Genomic DNA, 17775 nt, shown 5'->3' with positions numbered 1-17775 from the left:
CTAACCTCCTACCGAAGCCATTTCACGGCTTGAATCTCTGTTCCTTCCTCCGCAACAGATTGCAGGCTGAATTCGTCCATCAGCCTTTTCACGCCCGGAAGGCCCGCTCCCAATCCGCCTGACGTTGAAAAGCCGTCTTCCATCACTTTACGGATGTCCGCGATTCCGGGTCCTTTGTCTTCTGCTATGATTTTAAGGCCTTTTTTTCCTCTGTCGTTTACTTGTTCTATGCTGACCTGGCCTTTGCCGGCATATAAGTAGATATTTCTGGCCAATTCTGAGATAGCCGTCGTGATTCTGGCCTGATCCACCGTGCCGAAGCCTAATTCCTTCGCAACGTTGCGGCCAAGCTGTCTGGCGGCTACGATATCCCATTCTGTCATGATTTTCACACAGGATTGGTCGTTCATCGCTATTCCCCCAATTCCCGCTTCAATGTCTCAAGCCCCTGCTCTAAGTCGAGCGCCGTTTCGATTTCCTCAAGTGAGATTCCAAGTTCAATCAATGTGACCGCTACAGCTGGCTGAATTCCTGTCAATACGACCTTTGCGCCCATCAATTTTGACATGGTAATGACATCGCCGAGCACTTTCGCGATAAATGAATCGATCATGTCGACGGATGTCAGGTCAATGACGACCCCGTTTGCGCCAGTTTCATAGATTTTGTTCAGCAGGTCTTCTTGAAAATGCAGAGCAGTCTGGTCGTCAAGCTCCCATTGGATGGATACCAATAAGCAGTTATACAGTTTCAGAATCGGGATTTTTGGATGTCTCACAATGTTATTCCCCCAATGAAACGATTTTTCGATTTGTCATTTCAAGTGCTGTTTGAATTCCTTTTTGAAGGGTATTCTTCGTAATAACCTGCGACAAATCAATTCCCAGGTTAACGATCGTCTGCGCGATTTCCGGACGGATTCCGACGAGCAGGCATTTCGCGCCGACAAGCCGCACCGCTTCTGATGCTTGGATAATGTGGTGCGCCACCATTGTATCAACGACCGGCACGCCCGTAATATCAATTAAGACAACCTGTGAACGGTGCTTTACGACGCCGTTTAACAGATCTTCCATGATTTGTTTCGCACGCTCCGTATCAATCGTCCCGACAAGCGGCATGACGGTTACATGCTCAAATACCGGGATCAGCGGAGCCGACAGTTCCTGCAGCGCGATTTTTTGCAGAGAAACTGTTTTTTCCCAAGAGATGGAATACTGATTTAAAATTTCCGTGTTGATCGGACTGAAAAAGCTGTCTATTTCCAAGATCAGTTCCGCTCTGTCATGATCGGCCATCTCATGGTCAACCATCGTTTCGTAAAGCAGCTTCCAAAACTCTGACAGGGTGACTGAAAGAAGTTTCAATGAAAGGCCGAGCTGAACGGCGCGCAGTGCGAGCTGGCTGATCTGCTCTTCCGCAGCCTCGTCATTTTTTGTCGATAATAAAAGAATGTCTATATAGTCTTTGCAGATATTTTCGGATATGTGATACGTAAGCTGATAATCTTCCTGATTGCCTACTTCTTTTAATTTGGATGTCCAAGTATCAAGCAGTTCATCATGCTGATCAATAATGAACTGATACACTTTCTGATTCGACATGGGTTTTGCTGACCTCCCGACACAAAACAACATATTTTGTTTGATTATCTCTTTATTATAGCGCTAATATTTTTCGAAAACAAAAAAAGTTGCTCTATATGAGCAACCAGAAAAATATGACTAAAAATCAATGAGTGCCAAACTGATTTGCAGGGCTTCATCAACCTTATCCATCATTTCATCATCCAGATGAGTTATTTTATCCGTTAATCTTTGCTTGTCAATCGTCCGAATTTGCTCCAGCAAAATAACGGAATCTCTTTCAAAACCGTAGCGTTTTGCATCAATTTCGACGTGGGTTGGTAATTTCGCTTTCTGTATTTGGGCTGTTATGGCTGCAACAATAGCAGTTGGGCTAAAGCGATTTCCGATATCATTTTGGATCACTAAAACCGGGCGTACGCCGCCTTGCTCTGAGCCAACAACAGGAGATAAATCAGCAAAATAAACATCGCCGCGCTTTACAATCAAAATGATTATCCTCCGCTGACTAAGCGCTCAACCGTCGTTTCTGCTTCGCACTCAGCATAGTGAGCCTCAGAAGAAATATTCAAGTTGATTTTCGCCATTTCCATATACCCGCGTCTCATCAAATCACGGTTATGGCGAGTTGTCCGTTCGCTGACATACGCTCTCACTGCCTGTGATATCAGTTCGTTTCTGCTTCGTTTCTCCCGCATCGCTACACCATCCAATTCAGCTACTAAGTTTTCAGGCAAGCTGATTTTCATTTCGGTTCTTGCGCTGGATTCAGACAAAAAACATACACCTCCACCAAACTTACGGATACGACCAATTATCCATCCAGACATAATGATACCATTATTCAAACGTCAAGCAAAGCTGTTTTATAAATTCTCTTTTTCCGGATGACGGTTACTTACTTGTATTTTCTTGCAGTAAAGGATTTCTTACTTCCATTATACTCTCATTTTCCAAAAACATACGGGGAACGCGGGAACTAATCGTACAAGGGATCTCGTAATTAATCGTCTCAAGCCGCCCGGCAATTTCGTCCATCGTGATCGTTTCTTCCTTCTGGCTGCCGATCAGGGTGACTTTGGTGCCCGGCGGATAAGATTGGTCTAGTTCTACCATCAATTGGTCCATGCAGATTCTTCCCGCAATGTTCATCCGTCTGCCGTCGATCAGCACAGCCGTACCGCTCAGCTTGCGGAGCCAGCCGTCTGCATAGCCGATGGGAACGGTTCCGATCCATTGATCCTTCTCTGCCGTATATGTCGCTCCGTAGCTGACGCTTTCCCCTTTGCGGATCTTTTTCACATGGGACAAAACAGAGTGCAGCGTAAAAGCCGGCTTTAATTGAAACGGAATTTCATTTTGGATGTCGGAAGAAGGACGAAGCCCGTACATACTGATGCCGAAACGAACCGCGTTAAAGAAGCCTTTTTTAAGACGAAGGCCGGCAGCGCTGTTCGCGCAATGCACCATCAATTCCTTTAATGGAAGCGGAGCAATCAATTTTTTAAAGCGCTCAAATTGGAAAAGGAAATAATCCCTGTTTTTTTCATCCGCGGTAGCAAAATGGGTAAAAACGCCTTTACAGACTAAACCCGGGTTTTGGCTGAGGATTTTTAATACGCTTTGGATTTCTTCCTCCGTTTTGACCCCGAGTCTGTTCATGCCGGTATCGACTTTCAGGTGAAACGGCACTGTTTCACTTCCGAGGTGGCGCGCGGCTTCCTGAAGCCATTCAACAGAATATCCCGTCAGTGTTACGTCATCTTCGGCAGCTGCTTGTACATATTCAGGCGGCACGGCGCCAAGCACGAGAATCGGCGCTGTAATGCCACGTTTTCTCAATGAGATCGCTTCATCCAGTATGGCAACGGCAAGACAAGAGGCACCCGCTTCAAGCGCGGCTTTCCCGACTTCCAAATCTCCGTGGCCGTACGCGTTCGCCTTTACAACCGCCATGAGATGGACGTTTTCGCCGATGTGTTTTTTCATATGTGTAATATTTTCTTTAATCGCAGACAGGTTGATTTCCGCCCACGTATCTCTGTAAAAGGATGCTGTGTTCACTCGATACACTTCCTAGCATTATTTTCAATCCATATTGTTATTATCATACTAAAATTATTCTGCAAAGTGAAATCAAAAAAAGAAAGAGACCGACAGCGGCGGCCTCTTTTTTGACGTTATTTTGATGACTGTCCCTGCATGCTTTTGGCGGCTGCCACCATTTCGTCTTTGGTAAGATCCTTCGATGACAGGAGATAATCGACTCCGTCATATGTCCACGTTAAAGACGTATCAGACAGCGCGGCGACCGTGAAGCCGAGATTAACCGGTTCGCCGTTCAGCGTGACGGCAGAGGCTGCTTTTGCGATTTGGGCTTTTTCCTGAATGAGCGTGAATGATTTTTCCCCGCCGTATGTCATGACGATCCGTTTGCCGTCCGCTGTTGAAATACCTTTTTCTTCAAGCTTTTTGACGCCGGCCGGCAATTGAAGCGGAGTTTTCACAGCAAATGAATCAGACGGCTTGGCGCTTGTGGCGACGTCCATCTGGGAGAGCGTCATATTTTTCTTCTCGTCAAAAGAATCTTTGTCAAACGGTTTGTTGAATTCAAAGCTTTTGAATTCGACTTTCACCATCACTTTCCGGTCTGTATCCATGACTTTGACGAGCGACGGGCTCATGTCCTTTTTGTTGAAAGTGATTTCTTGCGTCGGCAGCATTTTGTTGTGCTGATAGTTTGTTTTCGTTTCAAAAGTGTACTTTTTATCTTTGGCGGAATAGACGGCGTCTTTGTCACTTTGCACATCCTTTACAAGTGACTCGAACAAATATACTTGACTGCTGTTATTCGGCCAGTCGCTTTGGAATCTGAAGCTCTTATTTAAAGACGGCGTGAGGACAAATACTCCGTTGGCGTTCCGCAAAATGACTTGGTTTTGGTCTTTTTTCGGATTTTCCAGATAGACCCGGTACAGGGAAGGTTTTTTATGCCAGATTTCCACATTGTATACTTGCGGATCACTCCCCGTTTGAATGGTCATTTTGGCTTTCGCCTTGTACGAGGTGTATTCTTTCGCCTTCTTATCTAAACCGTTCACAATATCTTCCTGTGATTTTTGGCCGCAGGCCGAAAGAATAAGGACGGCAAGCAGTCCCGTTAAAAGCAAAACAAAGCTTTTTCTCACCTTTTTTCAACCCCTTCTTCTCAATTGATGTAAAGGGAAGAAATCGCTTGTTTGACTTTAACGGTACGCCCTGAACGGCCGGACGCGTACCATAAAAGCCTCAAACAACTTGTCTCCCTTAATGCACTATCAAATATATGAAGGGGTTTCGGCTAATATGCAGACTAGCGTGACAACCTTTCAATCACGACCTGCGCCGTAGCGTATTCTTTTGTATGGGTAATGGAGACGTGAAGTGCCGCGCCGTCCAGCTTGGCACAGGTCAGCACAGGCTTTCCCGCCGGGTCCTTCCCGATTTCAATATCCTGAAAACTGAGCTCTTTGCCGATACCTGTGCCGTATGCTTTCGAAAAGGCTTCTTTTGCCGCAAACCTTCCCGCGAGAAATTCAATTTTCCTTTTGTCTGACAGCTGTGTAAAACGGGCGTATTCAGCCTCCGTCAATATTCTTTGCGGAAACCTCGTCTGCCGGCTGAGCATGTTTTCAATTCTGTGCAGTTCAACGATGTCGATTCCGATTCCGAAAATCATGTGAATTCCTCCTAAAAGTCCGTACTAAAAAACGGTTTATGTCATAAACGTGTTACTATATATGTAACAAATCAGATGCAAAGGGGCTTGCGATGTTTATACGAACGGAAAATTTCCAGACTTTTATCAGACGTTATCCGGCCGTCAGCTGTATTTTGGCGCTACAGGCGTTCTTGTGGCTGTTATTCAGCCTGCCGCTTCATTCCGTCATGATGTGGTCAGATGCAGTGACCGGCTATAATTACGGCGTTGCCGAAGGAGAATGGTGGCGGCTGGTGACACCGATGTTTTTACACGCGAATTTCACCCACCTTCTGTTTAACTCCATGTCTCTCTTTTTATTCGCGCCCCCGCTTGAGCAAATGCTCGGAAAAGTCCGCTTTCTGATTGTGTACATCGCATCAGGCATCATCGGCAATATCGGCACGTATCTTGTCGAACCGCTTGATTATGTACATGTCGGCGCATCAGGTGCGATCTTCGGACTTTTCGGCGTGTATGTGTTTCTGACTGTTTTCCGCAAGGAGCTGATCGGCCGGGACCAGTCGAAAATGATTATGACCCTGCTTGTCATTGCGGTACTGTCGACGTTTATCAATTCTAATATTAACATTATGGCGCATTTGTTCGGACTGGCAGGCGGATTTTTGCTTTCTTTTTTATGCGTGCAGCAAAAAAAGCGGCGGTATTAACCGTCCGCTTTTTCATATGAATACCAGCGCCCGATGCGTTCGGCATCTTCCTCGCTGACATCCCTCAGCATGACATGCTCCATGTGGTGAGCTGATTTCACCGCTGTAGCCACGGATGCGAGCCGTCTTCTTTTTTGAAGAAAGGATCGGCTGACTTCGAACATCTGCATTCTTCTTCTCAGCATAATCGTGGTCGTCTTCCCGATCAGCCTCGTGGTGATCTGCAGCCGGCCGCCGTTTAAGCACCATGACGCACTCCTAAACGAGGCATAGCCCAGCACCAGTTCGGCGGGAAGCACAAGCAGCGATGCATATCCCCACGGTTTAAACAGAATACAAAGCGGAATGATCACGAAAACCGAGAAGATAACGGAGCGGAATAAATATCGGCGCAGCGATCTCTTCGGCAAATGATGCCGATTTTCGTCCAGCACGTAATCCGGGGTGAAATCCTTGAGCATCACACCGAGCCTTGATTTGCGGATGATCGGAAACAGAATCGTCTGAGCGCCTTCTTTCTCATTCCCCGCACTGCCGGCGCTGACAATCGCAACCGTCGCGTAGCCGAATACCTGTCTGATGACATTTTCTTTAATTTTGATGGCCTGGATTTTACGGAGCGGGATCGTCACTTGATGCTTCTCAATAATTCCTCTGGTAATGACCAATTCATGTTCCTTTTTCTCTATTTTAAAGTTCGCATGCTTGATCATCATACCGGCGATGCTTAACAGCCAGGCGATGAACAAACCGACGAAAATGATCACGGCGTAAATGCCGATGCTCGCATGCTTGAGAAAAGAAAACCTGTCATAGAGCCAGTCCATCGGAAATACTTCATCAATCTGAGAAATGAGGGCGAATACCGCTGAGATGATGACACCGATTCCTCCGGATGTTGAGGCGGCCATGAGCAGCTCACCTAAAGACAGGCGGTAGACGGATTGCACATCATCCTCACGCACGGGCTCCTGCTCCGCTGCAGTTTCCCGGTGCTCTTCTTGCTCGGCTTTTTGCTGAAAAACAGCCGCTCTGATCCGTTCCGCCTCATCCACAGTAATCGCGGATAAGACAGCCTCGGCATTTTTCCCGTCGCCGGCCGTTTCAATTTGCAGCTTCACAAGCTTAAAAAGCTGCTGAACGACGCCGGCACTCGTATTCATTGATTGAATGCGGTCAATGGAGATGTATCTTTTTTTCGTAAAAAATAAGCCTTCTTCAATCCTGAATTCTCCGTCTTCAATCCGATACGTGAACTTTCTCCACTCGATCACACTTGCTGTAATCAGCCAGATCAGCAGAACGGCGAGCGCAATGCCGCCATAAAAGCGGATGAAATGGTTGGAATTGACGATATAGACGAGAAAAAAAGGAAGAATAATGTTTTTAATAGTTTCGATAATAATATGGAATAAGTTCAAAATCACGGCCGCCGGGTGCAGACGTTTCGGTTCAGACATCATCTTCCGTCACCCTTGCCAGACGGGAAATGGAATCCCTCAGCCGGTCAGCTTCCTCCATATCAAGCGCCGGAATGGAATGAACGGTTGCCGCCGTGGAGATTTTGACTGAGGCCAGCCGATATTTTCTGAGGAGAGGGCCTTGTGAAGTGTCTACGTGCTGCACCCTCACCATTGGCACAATGACCCGTTTGACAATAAAAATGCCGGATTGAATATCAATTTCATTTTCATGGACTTCATAACGCCATATCCTGTGCCTGATTTTCGGTATGGCATAGATGGATATCACTGACCCGATAATCCAAATGATGCCGAGGACTCCCGTGATCCAATACGGCCAATGGAAGAAATGGCTTAAAACAGCTGCTGTTATGACCGCTAGAAGACAAACGGCGGACAAGATGACTTCCTGAAGACGCCAGACTTTTAAGCCGCTTGGACTGATTCGATTTTTTGGCTGTGCTCTCAATATACCTACCTCCCATTTTTTATCATACATACAAATACGGCTGATTTGCAAAAAAGATTCACTTTCCGGCATATCGAAAAAAAGCGGACCCCATAGAAGGGTCCGCTTTCTGTGTCTTAGTATGATTTTTTCTGGCGTCTGTCACCTGAAGAACGGCGGTCGTTTGAACGTTTTTTATCGTAGGAAGAACGGTTGCTGCTTTTCCCTTTACCGCCGCGGTAGCCGCCGCCTTGGCCGTCTCTGCGCTTAGAAGTACGCTGGTTTTTATAGCGTTTGCTGACCATCGGCGCTTCATCAGTGAGGCGTACAGGCGTGCTGTCCGGCTCTTTAGTCGCCATTTTAATGGCTGCAGCCACAACTGTCACTGCATCATGATCTTCTAACAGTTCCGCAGCTGCCGTCATGTAGAAGTTCAGGTTGTTTTCGCTGATCGTCGTGCGCAGACGGTCAACCGTCACCTGCTGCTGTCCTTCTAATGCTTCGTCAAGCGTCGGCTCTTTCATGCGGTCCATTTTGCGTTTTGTCGTCTGTTCAATCGCGCGAAGCATGCTTTTCTCACGCGGTGTGATAAACGTCATCGCCATACCCGTTTTTCCTGCGCGGCCCGTTCTTCCGATACGGTGAACGTAGCTTTCAGGATCTTGAGGCACGTCAAAGTTGTACACGTGGGTAACGCCTGAGATATCAAGTCCGCGGGCAGCAACGTCAGTCGCTACAAGCACTTCGATCGCACCTTCTTTAAACTTGCGGAGCGCTACCATACGCTTCGCCTGCGTTAAGTCACCGTGAATTCCTTCAGCCGCATATCCGCGAAGGTTCAGAGCTTCCGCTAATTCGTCAACACGGCGTTTTGTACGGCCGAATACGATCGCAAGTTCCGGAGACTGAATGTCAAGAAGACGAGTCAGCGTGTCGAATTTTTTGCGTTCTTGCACTTCCAAGTAGAACTGCTGGATGTTTGATACAGTCATTTCTTTCGCTTTTACTTTTACGTGCTCCGGCTCAGTCATGAAACGCTCTGCGATCCGTTTGATCGGCGCAGGCATTGTTGCTGAGAATAAGAGCGTTTGGTGCTCGCTCGGCACGTTTGAGAGAATAGATTCGATATCATCAATGAATCCCATGTTCAGCATTTCATCTGCCTCATCCATGACAACCGTGTTCACGTTGTTTAAACGGATCGTGCGGCGGTTGATATGGTCAAGAAGACGTCCCGGCGTACCTACGATGATATGCGGGTTTTTCTTCAATGCGCGGATTTGACGTCCGATATCCTGACCGCCGTAAATAGGCAGCACTTTCGCACGCTTATCTTGTCCGATTTTATATAACTCTTCAGATACTTGAATGGCTAATTCACGGGTTGGCGCGATTACGATTGCTTGAATATTAGGAGACTCGGGGTTCATTTTTTCAACAAGGGGTATACCGAACGCAGCTGTTTTACCTGTACCTGTTTGCGCTTGTCCGATGACATCTTTATTTAAAAGTCCGAGCGGAATCGTTTGTGCCTGAATCGGTGTTGCTTCTTCAAATCCCATACGATTGATTGATTTCATGAGATCAGAACTTAATTGGAAATCTTGAAACGTTATAGTCAAATTATTCAAACTCCTTCTGATTGCTGTTTCAGTAATGTCGTGATTTACCACTAAAAACTGCCCTTCCATGTAAAGGACAGGATCATACGTATACAAAGCCCGAATTACTTTACGTTTAATCTTACCATTACACTATGTGTTTTTCAATAAGGCGAGATGGTCAGGCGGCCGGAAGCAGCCTGACCGGATTCTTCCCGCAATTGACGCCGGCCCCCGCGCCGGGCGGGATTTTCCAGCCGTCGGTATTTCTTTTTCATACGGACAGAATTATTTCACCCTGAATTAGTTTCTTCATTTTTGCAGATTTTTATGATGCTGATCAGTATTTCTTCAGTTCTTCTCTAATAAATCTTTAACGGTTTCTTCAAGCTTCATACCTCTTGATGCTTTAAACAGAAGGAGATCGCCGGAAGCGGCATTTTCCCGGATAGCCTCAAGCAGTTCTTTTTTATCAAGATAATGGCTGACGCGGCCCTCTTCAAAATGTTTGCGTGCTCCGTCAGCAATGAATGCGCCGAGAGTGCCGTAAGTAAACACATGGTCGATTTCCGCCGGATTGATCGCGGCCCCGCATTCTTCGTGGAATACTTTTTCTTCATCACCGAGTTCAAGCATATCACCGAGAACAAGCATTTTCTTCCGATAGCCTTTCATCGTTTCGATTAATTCAATCGCCGCTTTCATTGACGTCGGGCTCGCATTATAGGCGTCGTTTACGATTGAGATGCCGTTTTCCGTTTTGACCAGTTCCAATCTCATTCCCGTCACCTTCAGACGGCTCAGTCCCAGAGCTGCATTTTCCGGCGTAATGCCGAAATAGATGCCGGCGGCGTATGCGCCCATGGCGTTCATCACATTATGCCGGCCGAGAACGGGAATAAAGAAAGAACGATCAATACTGTCGATAGTGAAATATGTGCCTTCTTCCCCCTGCTTTATTTCTTTCAAGCGGAGATCATTGTCCGCACCTTCGCCGTATGTCGTTGTCCGGCAAGTGTACGCCTTCTCGCGCAGCAGCGGCTCATCTCCGAAATAAAACAGCACGCCGTCTTCCCGAAGTCCGTTTATAATTTCAAGTTTTGCCTCTGCAATTCCTTCTCTTGAGCCTAAATCCTGCATGTGGGATTCGCCGATATTGGTAATGACGGCCGCTTCCGGTTCAGCAAGGCGGCTCAGAAAATCAATTTCGCCTCTCGCGCTCATTCCCATTTCTAAAACGGCAATTTCCGTATCCTCAGGCATGGCAAGCACGGTCAGCGGCAGGCCGATATGGTTGTTAAAATTGCCGGCGGTTTTGTGAACGCGGTATTGAGTGCCGAGGACGGCGTGAAGCATGTCTTTTGTTGTCGTTTTTCCGTTGCTTCCGGTCACCCCGATGACCCGTGTGCCGAGCTCTTCTAAATAAGCTTTTGCCAATTTTTGCAGCGCCTCCAGCGTATCATCGACAAGGATGACAGCACGCTCTTTCGGCGGATTTGGTTCGGAGCGGTCCCACAATACGGCGGAAACGCCTTTTTCGAAGGCCTGCGGCACAAAGGTGTGGCCGTTAAAATGCTCGCCTTTTAATGGGATGAACAGCTGATTTTTTTCCAAAGTCCGCGTATCGGTTGCGGCGCCCTCTATCATTGTTTGTTCAAATACGGGATTTGTCAGTGTGCCTTTGACCATGTCGGCGATTCGTTTTACAGTTCGCTTTATCAAAGGTGGCACCTCGCTTTCTGAAAATGTTGTCTGTTACGGGAAAAGACACTGCCCCTACAGGCAGTGTCAGTCTTCATTAAAATGTATGTTTAATCAGCTGTTTCTCGGCATGGCGCTCTTTTGCCAGCTCAACCAGCTGTTCAATCAGATCACTGTAATCTACGCCGGCTTCTTTCCATAGCAGCGGGAACATGCTGAATGGCGTAAAGCCCGGCATTGTGTTCACTTCGTTAATGAGCACTTGACCGTCATTGGTCAGGAAGAAATCGGCGCGGACAAGGCCTGAGCCGTCAATCGCTTTGAAGGCTTTAATCGCCATCTCGCTGATTTCCGCGTATTGTTCATCCGTCACTTGCGCGGGAATCATTAAATCCGTGTCGCCATCTTCGTATTTCGCTTTGTAGTCGTAAAAATCGGTTTTTGGCGCGATTTCACCGACAGCGGAGCATTTCGGTTCGTCATTTCCGAGCACGCCGATTTCAATTTCTCTGCCGGCGATTCCTTCTTCCACAACAATTTTCCGGTCATACTCAAAAGCCAGTTCAAAGGCTTTTTCAAGCTCTTCACGGTTTCGGCATTTGCTGATTCCGACACTTGAACCGAGGTTCGCCGGTTTGACAAAGCACGGATACCCCAATTCCTCTTCAACCTGCTGTAAGCAGCTGTCCGGAGTCTGTTTCCAATCCTTTTTTAAGAAAGCGGCGTACTTCGCCTGCGGAAGCCCCGCTTGAGCGAACAAATGCTTCATGATGACTTTATCCATGCCCGCTGATGACGCAAGCACTCCGTTGCCGACATAAGGAACGTTCAGCAATTCAAGAAGCCCCTGGATCGTGCCGTCCTCACCGTTCGGTCCGTGGAGAAGCGGAAATACGACGTCAATCGGCGCCTTTTCATCAGCCGACGCTTCAGGAAACATTTCCCGGTTCAATGCGGAAAGAGCGAAACTTTCACCATTTTGTTCCAGCTGCAGCATTTTCACGTTGGAAACCGGTTCAGTCAGAAGCGGACCTCTTTGCCATTCTCCTTTTTCCGTGATGTAAATCGGATGTATATCAAACTTATCAGTATTAAGCGCTTTTGTTACAGCAAGTGCTGTCTGAAGCGATACATTGTGTTCAGCTGACTTTCCGCCGTACACCAATCCTAGACTTGTTTTCAATGGATATTCCCCCCACAACAATTCATCTTTACTATCTTATCATTTTCCTCAGAAAATGATCTAATTATTTTTGGGCATTCTGCATATGAAAGCATTTGTATGTAATTCCTTTTTATTTTATATTAAAATGGCATGGAAAAGGAGATGTGTCATATGAAAAAAATCAGTACAACAGAACAATTTAATGAACTTATTCAATCCGACAAGGAAATCATCGTGAAGTTTTTCGCTGACTGGTGCCCTGACTGCACGCGCATGAATATGTTCATCGGCGATATTTTGGAAGAATATAATCAAAATGATTGGTATGAATTGAACAGAGATGAGCTCCCTGAGCTTGCCGACAAATATCAGGTGATGGGCATTCCGAGCCTTCTGATCTTTAAAAACGGAGAAAAGAAAGCGCATCTTCACAGCGCAAACGCTAAAACTCCTGAAGAAGTCACTGAGTTTTTATCACAGCATATTTAATTCGTTCCGCGATCTTTGTTTATGACTTCAGGCTCTACATGGACATGGACATGAGTAACATCATGTTCATGTTTTATTGCATATTCGACCTCATCGGCTACTTCATGGCCTTCCTTCACAGACAGTCCCGGATCTACCGTAATGACCATTTCCACATGAACCGTGCTCCCCAAATACCTTGCTTTCACAACCTTCAGCCTGCTGACTTCTTTTATTTCTTTCACCGTATGTTTGTACGGCTCCAAATCTTTCAGGTCAAACCCGTCCGTCAATGAGTGGGAAGCATCTTTGAAGATGTCCCATGCCGTCTTGCAGATGATGATCCCGATCAGAAAAGCAATGACCGGATCAATCCACGGCAGATGAAACCGGGCCGTTACGACGCCTATGAACGCCCCAATACTGACATAAGCGTCAGAACGGCTGTCTTTCGCCGCCGCATGAAGCGCCGAACTTTTGATCCGATCCGCCAGACGGCTGTTGTATACATACATGCCGTACATTACAATCGCGCTTCCGAGCGCCGTCCAAGCCGCAATGAAGCTCGGCTCGGTCTCCGTACCGCTCACGACCGCCTTCGCTCCTCCGATCAGCACTTCAATACCGACCGCCATCATAATAAAAGACGCAATTAATGAAGAAATTGTTTCAGCCCTATAATGTCCGTAGGCATGATCGCTGTCCGCGGGGCGCTGGGAAATCCGGAGCCCGATCAGCACAGCCAGTGATGCGACAATATCCGTAGCATTATTTAACCCGTCCGCTCTGAGCGCTTCGGAATGATAAACAAGACCGATCACCAGTTTCACGGCGGCAAGGATGAGGTACGCAGCGATATTGAGAAGCGCGCCTTTTTCGCCCCGTTTTAAGTTTGCCGTTTGATCATTCATATAAGACGCCTCCATTCTCATTCATAGTATGGATGGAAAAGCAGAAAAATAGCAGTTTTGATCTGCCGGAAATGCAATCAATTCGACAGCATTATTCCCCGGGAAACTTTTTGTCGAAAAATTGGCGGTATTTTTCCTTTACATATGAATATTCACATTGTATACTTTCATTAACTGATAATGATTATCAATATCATTTGATAGGAGGGTAATCATGAGATCTTCTCCTCAACTCAGATCATCAGTTGAAGGACGAAAAAAGCATCTGATCCATTTGCTGATTAATAACGGAATATACAAAAAGTCGGAACGGCATTTATACGAATTATCGCTTGGAGAGCTAGAAAGCGAATATCAAATATGTAAGGAAGGTGCGGACTCATGCCGAAACGTAAAATAAAAACTTACGAACAGCTGATAAAAGAAAACAAGGCCGCCATCATGAATAATCAAAAGCTGATGAATGTGATCTATGACAGAATTGACCGCAAGCATCAAAAACGGCTTCAGCACAACAGCCATACATAAAAAGAGCCTTTTTCAGGCTCTTTTTTTATTGCTCAAATGCTTCCGCCGCTAATTTGCCGATGACCGCATCGTCCATCGGCGGGTTGTGAAGTCCCGCCCGGGCATCCCGGTAATACCGCTGAAGCGGATTATTTCGTTCCAGGCTTTTCGCGCCGGTGATTCTCATCGCTTTATCAACAATAGAAAGGGCGGCATTTGTCACAATGTGTTTTGCCGCGCCGAGCTCGCTTTTTATAAACGGACGGCGTTTTGGGTCATCATACATTTGCGCCGCCGTGAAGAGAAACTGTCTCGCTTTTAACAATTCCAGCTCCATCTCCCCGACACGCTGCTGAACGGCCGGCACGTCTTTAATCGGACCGTTCAGGCTGTTCGGCGAATATTCGGATGCAAACCGGACGGCATAGTCCCTTGCCGCTTGAGCGATGCCTAAATAAGCAGCGGGAATGTGGAGCAGCCAGCCGTTCACTTTTGCCCCTCTCGGCCCGCTGAAAAGCTCCACGAGCCGCTCGTCACTGACCATGACATGATCTAAAAGAAGATCATGGCTTCCGGTCGCCTTCATGGCAATCATATCCCATGTTTCTTCGACCGAAACGCCCGCCTGGTCTTTATGGATGAGAAAAACGCCGGTCGTTTGCTTTTCTTCAATCCATGCCGTCACCAGCATATAATCCAAAGTCAGTGAAAGGGTTGTAAAGGTTTTTCGGCCGTTCAGCACCCATTGACCGTCTTTTTTCACCGCGGAAGTGCCTGGTCTTCCCCCTCTCGTCGGGCTGCCGGTCTGCTTTTCCGTCGCTGCCCAGTTCAAGACGGCTCCCTTTTTCACTTCTTCTGCGATAAATGAAAAGACATCTTCATTCCAGCTGTTTTCTTCTCCGAGCTCTCCCATGACGGATAAATGCCAGCCGATTCCGAGAGCAACGGCCGCGTCCCCCCTAGCCAGCCGTTCCTGAAACAGCACCATATCGTAAACCGAGATGCCTGCTCCGCCGAAAGCCTCAGGTACCGTTAGCGCCGTATAACCAGCGTCCCGCAATCTTTGAATTTTCTCTGCGGGAAATCGGCCCTCTTCATCATCAAGCGCGGCTGTTTTTTGAAATTCATCTGCAAGAAGGCCGATTTTTTCCATCCATTCTCTCTGCCGTTCGTTCTGTATCCATAAAGACACTGGAATCCCCCCATTATAATTCCGATAAAGTTAATAAGTATTATAGAGATTCAAGTCTTGTTCCGCAACTGTGAGGCTGTACAAAAAAACACGCTATTCCGTAGAATAGCGCGTTCAGACTGCTTCCGGGCCGCGGTCCTGCTTGAGCCCGAGATAGATCAGCATATATGTGAGATAGCCCATCGTCATAACAAGCCCGCCAAAGAAAAAGCTTGAGAAAATCGGCTCTTCAAAAGCGGTAACTGCCGCGAGCACGATCCAGCTTGCATACAGATAGATGATGAAATAACGGAATCCCGTCTTCATTTTATATAAGAGAAACAGACCCACTGTAGAAAACAACCCCAGCGCAAGCCTGAAATAAACAAGATGTTCGAATTGGAACATGAATGAAACAAAGGAAAAACCAAGCAATAACACAATCGGTAATGCGGTAATAAAATTTCTCAAGTGAGCACCTCCGTCATTACCTTTATTATAAATCAAAATAGCATAAATTATTGATTTATCGTGATCTTTTTCACAAAAATGTCATTCCTTTACTTTACACCCGAACATCGCGTTTGCAAAAACTCCACCAAGCGACGGCTAAGTAGAAGACGATATGGATAATGATAATGCCCACGGAAAATAACGGCGTCATTCCCGCAAACAGCGGTTTCGCCCCGCTCATGTATTGCGTCAGGTCAGTATTCGCGAACAGCAGGAAGCTTCCCCATTTGTTTTGGAAGAGAGACATAATCGTCACGAGTGATTTTGCGCCGTACAGCACGATAAATGATAAAATGACAGCCGTGGCGCTGTTTCGGAATAAGGAAGAGCACAGCAATCCGAAGCATGCCATCGCAAATGCCTCAACCCAGTTCGTGCCGATTACTTTCAGCGTGTTCACGAGAAGCGTCCCTGATTCAGATGTCACCGACATACCGAAGAAAGCGATGCCGAAAAGCAGTGACAGAATATAGTACACCGCATACAGGTACAGGCTGACCAAAAATACGGTAATGAGTTTAGATATAAAAATGCGCTCCCGCTTTACCGGGCGGATTAACAAAAATTTGATCGTTTTCTTATCAAATTCAGCGGAAATGATCGTTGCCGCGATCACGATCGTTAATGCCTCGAGCAGAATATTCAGCCCGGGTGCGTACGCCATATAGCCGATGAAATTCTCGTCCGTTCCGGAGCTGATGACAAGCCGTTTAATGACAAGCGCCATAATAAACTGGAGAACGGCCATCAGAATAAGCGCCACTAATGAGACTTTTCGATTAAAGAGCTTCATATGCTCATTTGCTGTCAATTTAAACATTCGTCTCCCCCTCCTCTTGAAGCGCCGTCGTCACTTTCATGAATTCATCCTCAAGCGATTCCGCATACGGCATGATGGAATACACGAGAAAGTCTTGTCCGACGAGCGCCCGGTTTAATGCCGGGATGTCCTTCTTCGATACGGTGACAGTAATGCCCCCGCCGTTTTTCTCCGGAGCAAATTGCTGTTCGGACAGCCATTCAAATGCTTTGTCAGCCGGCTGGATGTCGATGACGGCTTTTTCCTCTTTTTCCGCAGCGCCGCGCAGGACGACCTCTGTTTTGATTTCACCTTTTTGAATGATGATGACACGGTCGCAAAGATCCTCCACTTCACGCAGTAAATGCGTCGCGAAGAGGATGCTCGTCCCCTCAAGCTCCGCGAGCTCTTTTAAATGGTTGCGGAAATCCTTCATTCCGCCGGGATCAAGCCCGTTTGTCGGTTCATCTAAAATGAGCAGCTTCGGACGGTGAAGAATGGCTTGTGCGATGCCGAGGCGCTGACGCATACCGAGGGAATACGTTTTAACTTTGTCGTGAACGGCATTTGCGAGACCGACCCGCTCGATTACTTCTTGAAGCCTGTCCTCCTTGATGTTCTTGTGCATATTGGCAAAGTGCTTCAGATTTTCCCACCCCGTCAGATATGGGTAGAATTCAGGGTTTTCTACGATTGCTCCGACAGATTCAAGCGCTTTTTCGAAATCAGCATCGTGCTGAAAACCGTTAATTGTAATCGTACCGCTGTTTTTCTTTAAAAGGCCGACGATGATTCTGATAAGTGTGGTTTTCCCCGATCCATTCGGACCGAGCAAACCGATGATCTCGCCCTGCCTGACATCCAAGCTGATGTTTTTTAAAATGTGCTTTTTGCCTATTGTTTTGTCAAGGCCTTCGATATGTAAAATCGGCTCAGTCATACAGCCTTCCTCCTTTTTCACAAAAAATAAACAGTGCCCGTACATAAGGCACTGTCTGCATTATAACATTTGTCATATATTCGTGAAGAGCG

The 17775-nt window shown here is 46.9% G+C and carries 21 protein-coding genes and 1 pseudogene; 4 read left to right on the top strand and 18 right to left on the bottom strand.

The features are described 5' to 3' along the window. Positions 1–8 precede the first annotated feature (8 nt). The 8 genes from ACW5MY_RS02455 to acpS all read right to left on the bottom strand — a co-directional run bounded on the left by ACW5MY_RS02455 (position 9) and on the right by acpS (position 5304). The gene (locus ACW5MY_RS02455) at positions 9–410 is read right to left on the bottom strand and encodes an anti-sigma regulatory factor (protein WP_013351097.1); all 402 of its coding nucleotides are present in this window, start codon (positions 408–410) and stop codon (positions 9–11) included. Positions 411–412: 2 nt separating this feature from the next. Beyond that, positions 413–778 (bottom strand): RsbT antagonist protein RsbS, encoded by a 366-nt coding sequence (gene rsbS / locus ACW5MY_RS02450; protein WP_003156180.1) that lies wholly within the window; start codon positions 776–778, stop codon positions 413–415. A 4-nt stretch (positions 779–782) separates the two neighbouring features. Beyond that, positions 783–1604, bottom strand: coding sequence for an STAS domain-containing protein (locus ACW5MY_RS02445; protein ID WP_289394155.1), 822 nt, complete (start codon positions 1602–1604; stop codon positions 783–785). Positions 1605–1724: 120 nt separating this feature from the next. Continuing rightward, complete coding sequence (gene ndoA / locus ACW5MY_RS02440; protein WP_003156187.1) at positions 1725–2075, bottom strand: type II toxin-antitoxin system endoribonuclease NdoA; 351 nt, start codon at positions 2073–2075, stop codon at positions 1725–1727. Positions 2076–2080: 5 nt separating this feature from the next. Next, a complete protein-coding gene (endB, locus tag ACW5MY_RS02435; protein ID WP_003156188.1) occupies positions 2081–2362 on the bottom strand; it encodes a type II toxin-antitoxin system antitoxin EndoAI in 282 nt (93 codons plus the stop codon). 118 nt (positions 2363–2480) lie between these two features. Then, complete coding sequence (alr, locus tag ACW5MY_RS02430; protein ID WP_289394154.1) at positions 2481–3650, bottom strand: alanine racemase; 1170 nt, start codon at positions 3648–3650, stop codon at positions 2481–2483. Between the two features lie 116 nt (positions 3651–3766). Further along, entirely contained in the window at positions 3767–4774 is a 1008-nt protein-coding gene (locus ACW5MY_RS02425; RefSeq protein ID WP_289394153.1) for a LolA family protein, read from the bottom strand. A gap of 164 nt (positions 4775–4938) precedes the next feature. Next, a complete protein-coding gene (gene acpS, locus ACW5MY_RS02420; protein ID WP_289394152.1) occupies positions 4939–5304 on the bottom strand; it encodes a holo-ACP synthase in 366 nt (121 codons plus the stop codon). 92 nt (positions 5305–5396) lie between these two features. On the opposite strand from acpS, the gene ACW5MY_RS02415 reads away from it, so the two are divergent. Beyond that, a complete protein-coding gene (locus tag ACW5MY_RS02415; RefSeq protein ID WP_289394151.1) occupies positions 5397–5996 on the top strand; it encodes a rhomboid family intramembrane serine protease in 600 nt (199 codons plus the stop codon). On the opposite strand, the gene ACW5MY_RS02410 is transcribed toward ACW5MY_RS02415, so the two are convergent. The 5 genes from ACW5MY_RS02410 to ACW5MY_RS02390 form a co-directional block, all read right to left on the bottom strand. Further along, positions 5993–7459: a PH domain-containing protein gene (locus tag ACW5MY_RS02410; protein WP_289394150.1), complete on the bottom strand. Its 1467-nt coding sequence runs from the start codon at positions 7457–7459 to the stop codon at positions 5993–5995. The genes ACW5MY_RS02415 and ACW5MY_RS02410 overlap by 4 nt on opposite strands. Beyond that, positions 7449–7928: a PH domain-containing protein gene (locus ACW5MY_RS02405; RefSeq protein ID WP_289394149.1), complete on the bottom strand. Its 480-nt coding sequence runs from the start codon at positions 7926–7928 to the stop codon at positions 7449–7451. The genes ACW5MY_RS02410 and ACW5MY_RS02405 overlap by 11 nt, the downstream gene beginning before the upstream one ends. Positions 7929–8044: 116 nt before the next feature. Then, positions 8045–9529, bottom strand: coding sequence for a degradosome RNA helicase CshA (gene cshA / locus ACW5MY_RS02400; protein ID WP_014469785.1), 1485 nt, complete (start codon positions 9527–9529; stop codon positions 8045–8047). A 330-nt stretch (positions 9530–9859) separates the two neighbouring features. Continuing rightward, positions 9860–11230: a UDP-N-acetylmuramoyl-tripeptide--D-alanyl-D-alanine ligase gene (locus ACW5MY_RS02395; RefSeq protein ID WP_013351088.1), complete on the bottom strand. Its 1371-nt coding sequence runs from the start codon at positions 11228–11230 to the stop codon at positions 9860–9862. A 76-nt stretch (positions 11231–11306) separates the two neighbouring features. Next, entirely contained in the window at positions 11307–12392 is a 1086-nt protein-coding gene (locus tag ACW5MY_RS02390) for a D-alanine--D-alanine ligase (protein WP_013351087.1), read from the bottom strand. 153 nt (positions 12393–12545) lie between these two features. Here ACW5MY_RS02390 and ACW5MY_RS02385 point away from each other — a divergent pair, with 153 nt between their 5' ends. Beyond that, positions 12546–12863, top strand: a complete 318-nt coding sequence (locus ACW5MY_RS02385) for a thioredoxin family protein (protein WP_003156200.1) — start codon at positions 12546–12548, stop codon at positions 12861–12863. Here the strand turns inward: ACW5MY_RS02385 and ACW5MY_RS02380 are convergent. Beyond that, the gene (locus ACW5MY_RS02380) at positions 12860–13753 is read right to left on the bottom strand and encodes a cation diffusion facilitator family transporter (RefSeq protein WP_013351086.1); all 894 of its coding nucleotides are present in this window, start codon (positions 13751–13753) and stop codon (positions 12860–12862) included. The two genes, ACW5MY_RS02385 and ACW5MY_RS02380, sit on opposite strands and share 4 nt — an antisense overlap. A 214-nt stretch (positions 13754–13967) precedes the next feature. On the opposite strand from ACW5MY_RS02380, the pseudogene ACW5MY_RS02375 reads away from it, so the two are divergent. Both ACW5MY_RS02375 and fbpB read left to right on the top strand, forming a co-directional pair. After that, positions 13968–14148: pseudogene (locus ACW5MY_RS02375) on the top strand (Fur-regulated basic protein FbpA). After that, entirely contained in the window at positions 14135–14281 is a 147-nt protein-coding gene (fbpB, locus tag ACW5MY_RS02370) for a Fur-regulated basic protein FbpB (protein WP_013351084.1), read from the top strand. The pseudogene ACW5MY_RS02375 and the gene fbpB overlap by 14 nt, the downstream one beginning before the upstream one ends. 25 nt (positions 14282–14306) lie before the next feature. On the opposite strand, the gene ACW5MY_RS02365 is transcribed toward fbpB, so the two are convergent. The 4 genes from ACW5MY_RS02365 to ACW5MY_RS02350 all read right to left on the bottom strand — a co-directional run bounded on the left by ACW5MY_RS02365 (position 14307) and on the right by ACW5MY_RS02350 (position 17683). Further along, on the bottom strand, positions 14307–15452 hold the full coding sequence (locus ACW5MY_RS02365; protein WP_013351083.1) for an acyl-CoA dehydrogenase family protein: 1146 nt from the start codon (positions 15450–15452) through the stop codon (positions 14307–14309). Positions 15453–15566: 114 nt separating this feature from the next. Beyond that, positions 15567–15902 carry a hypothetical protein gene (locus tag ACW5MY_RS02360; RefSeq protein WP_003156210.1) on the bottom strand — a complete coding sequence of 112 codons (336 nt, stop codon included), beginning with the start codon at positions 15900–15902 and terminating at the stop codon, positions 15567–15569. 94 nt (positions 15903–15996) lie between these two features. Continuing rightward, on the bottom strand, positions 15997–16764 hold the full coding sequence (locus ACW5MY_RS02355; RefSeq protein ID WP_289394147.1) for an ABC transporter permease: 768 nt from the start codon (positions 16762–16764) through the stop codon (positions 15997–15999). Further along, positions 16757–17683, bottom strand: coding sequence for an ABC transporter ATP-binding protein (locus ACW5MY_RS02350; RefSeq protein ID WP_013351081.1), 927 nt, complete (start codon positions 17681–17683; stop codon positions 16757–16759). The genes ACW5MY_RS02355 and ACW5MY_RS02350 overlap by 8 nt, the downstream gene beginning before the upstream one ends. Positions 17684–17775 lie beyond the last annotated feature (92 nt).

The sequence above is a fragment of the Bacillus sp. Bwzl_19 genome, from assembly GCF_054900515.1.
Note: the sequence above shows the minus strand (reverse complement) of the source record. Positions and strands in the feature narration are given on the sequence as shown.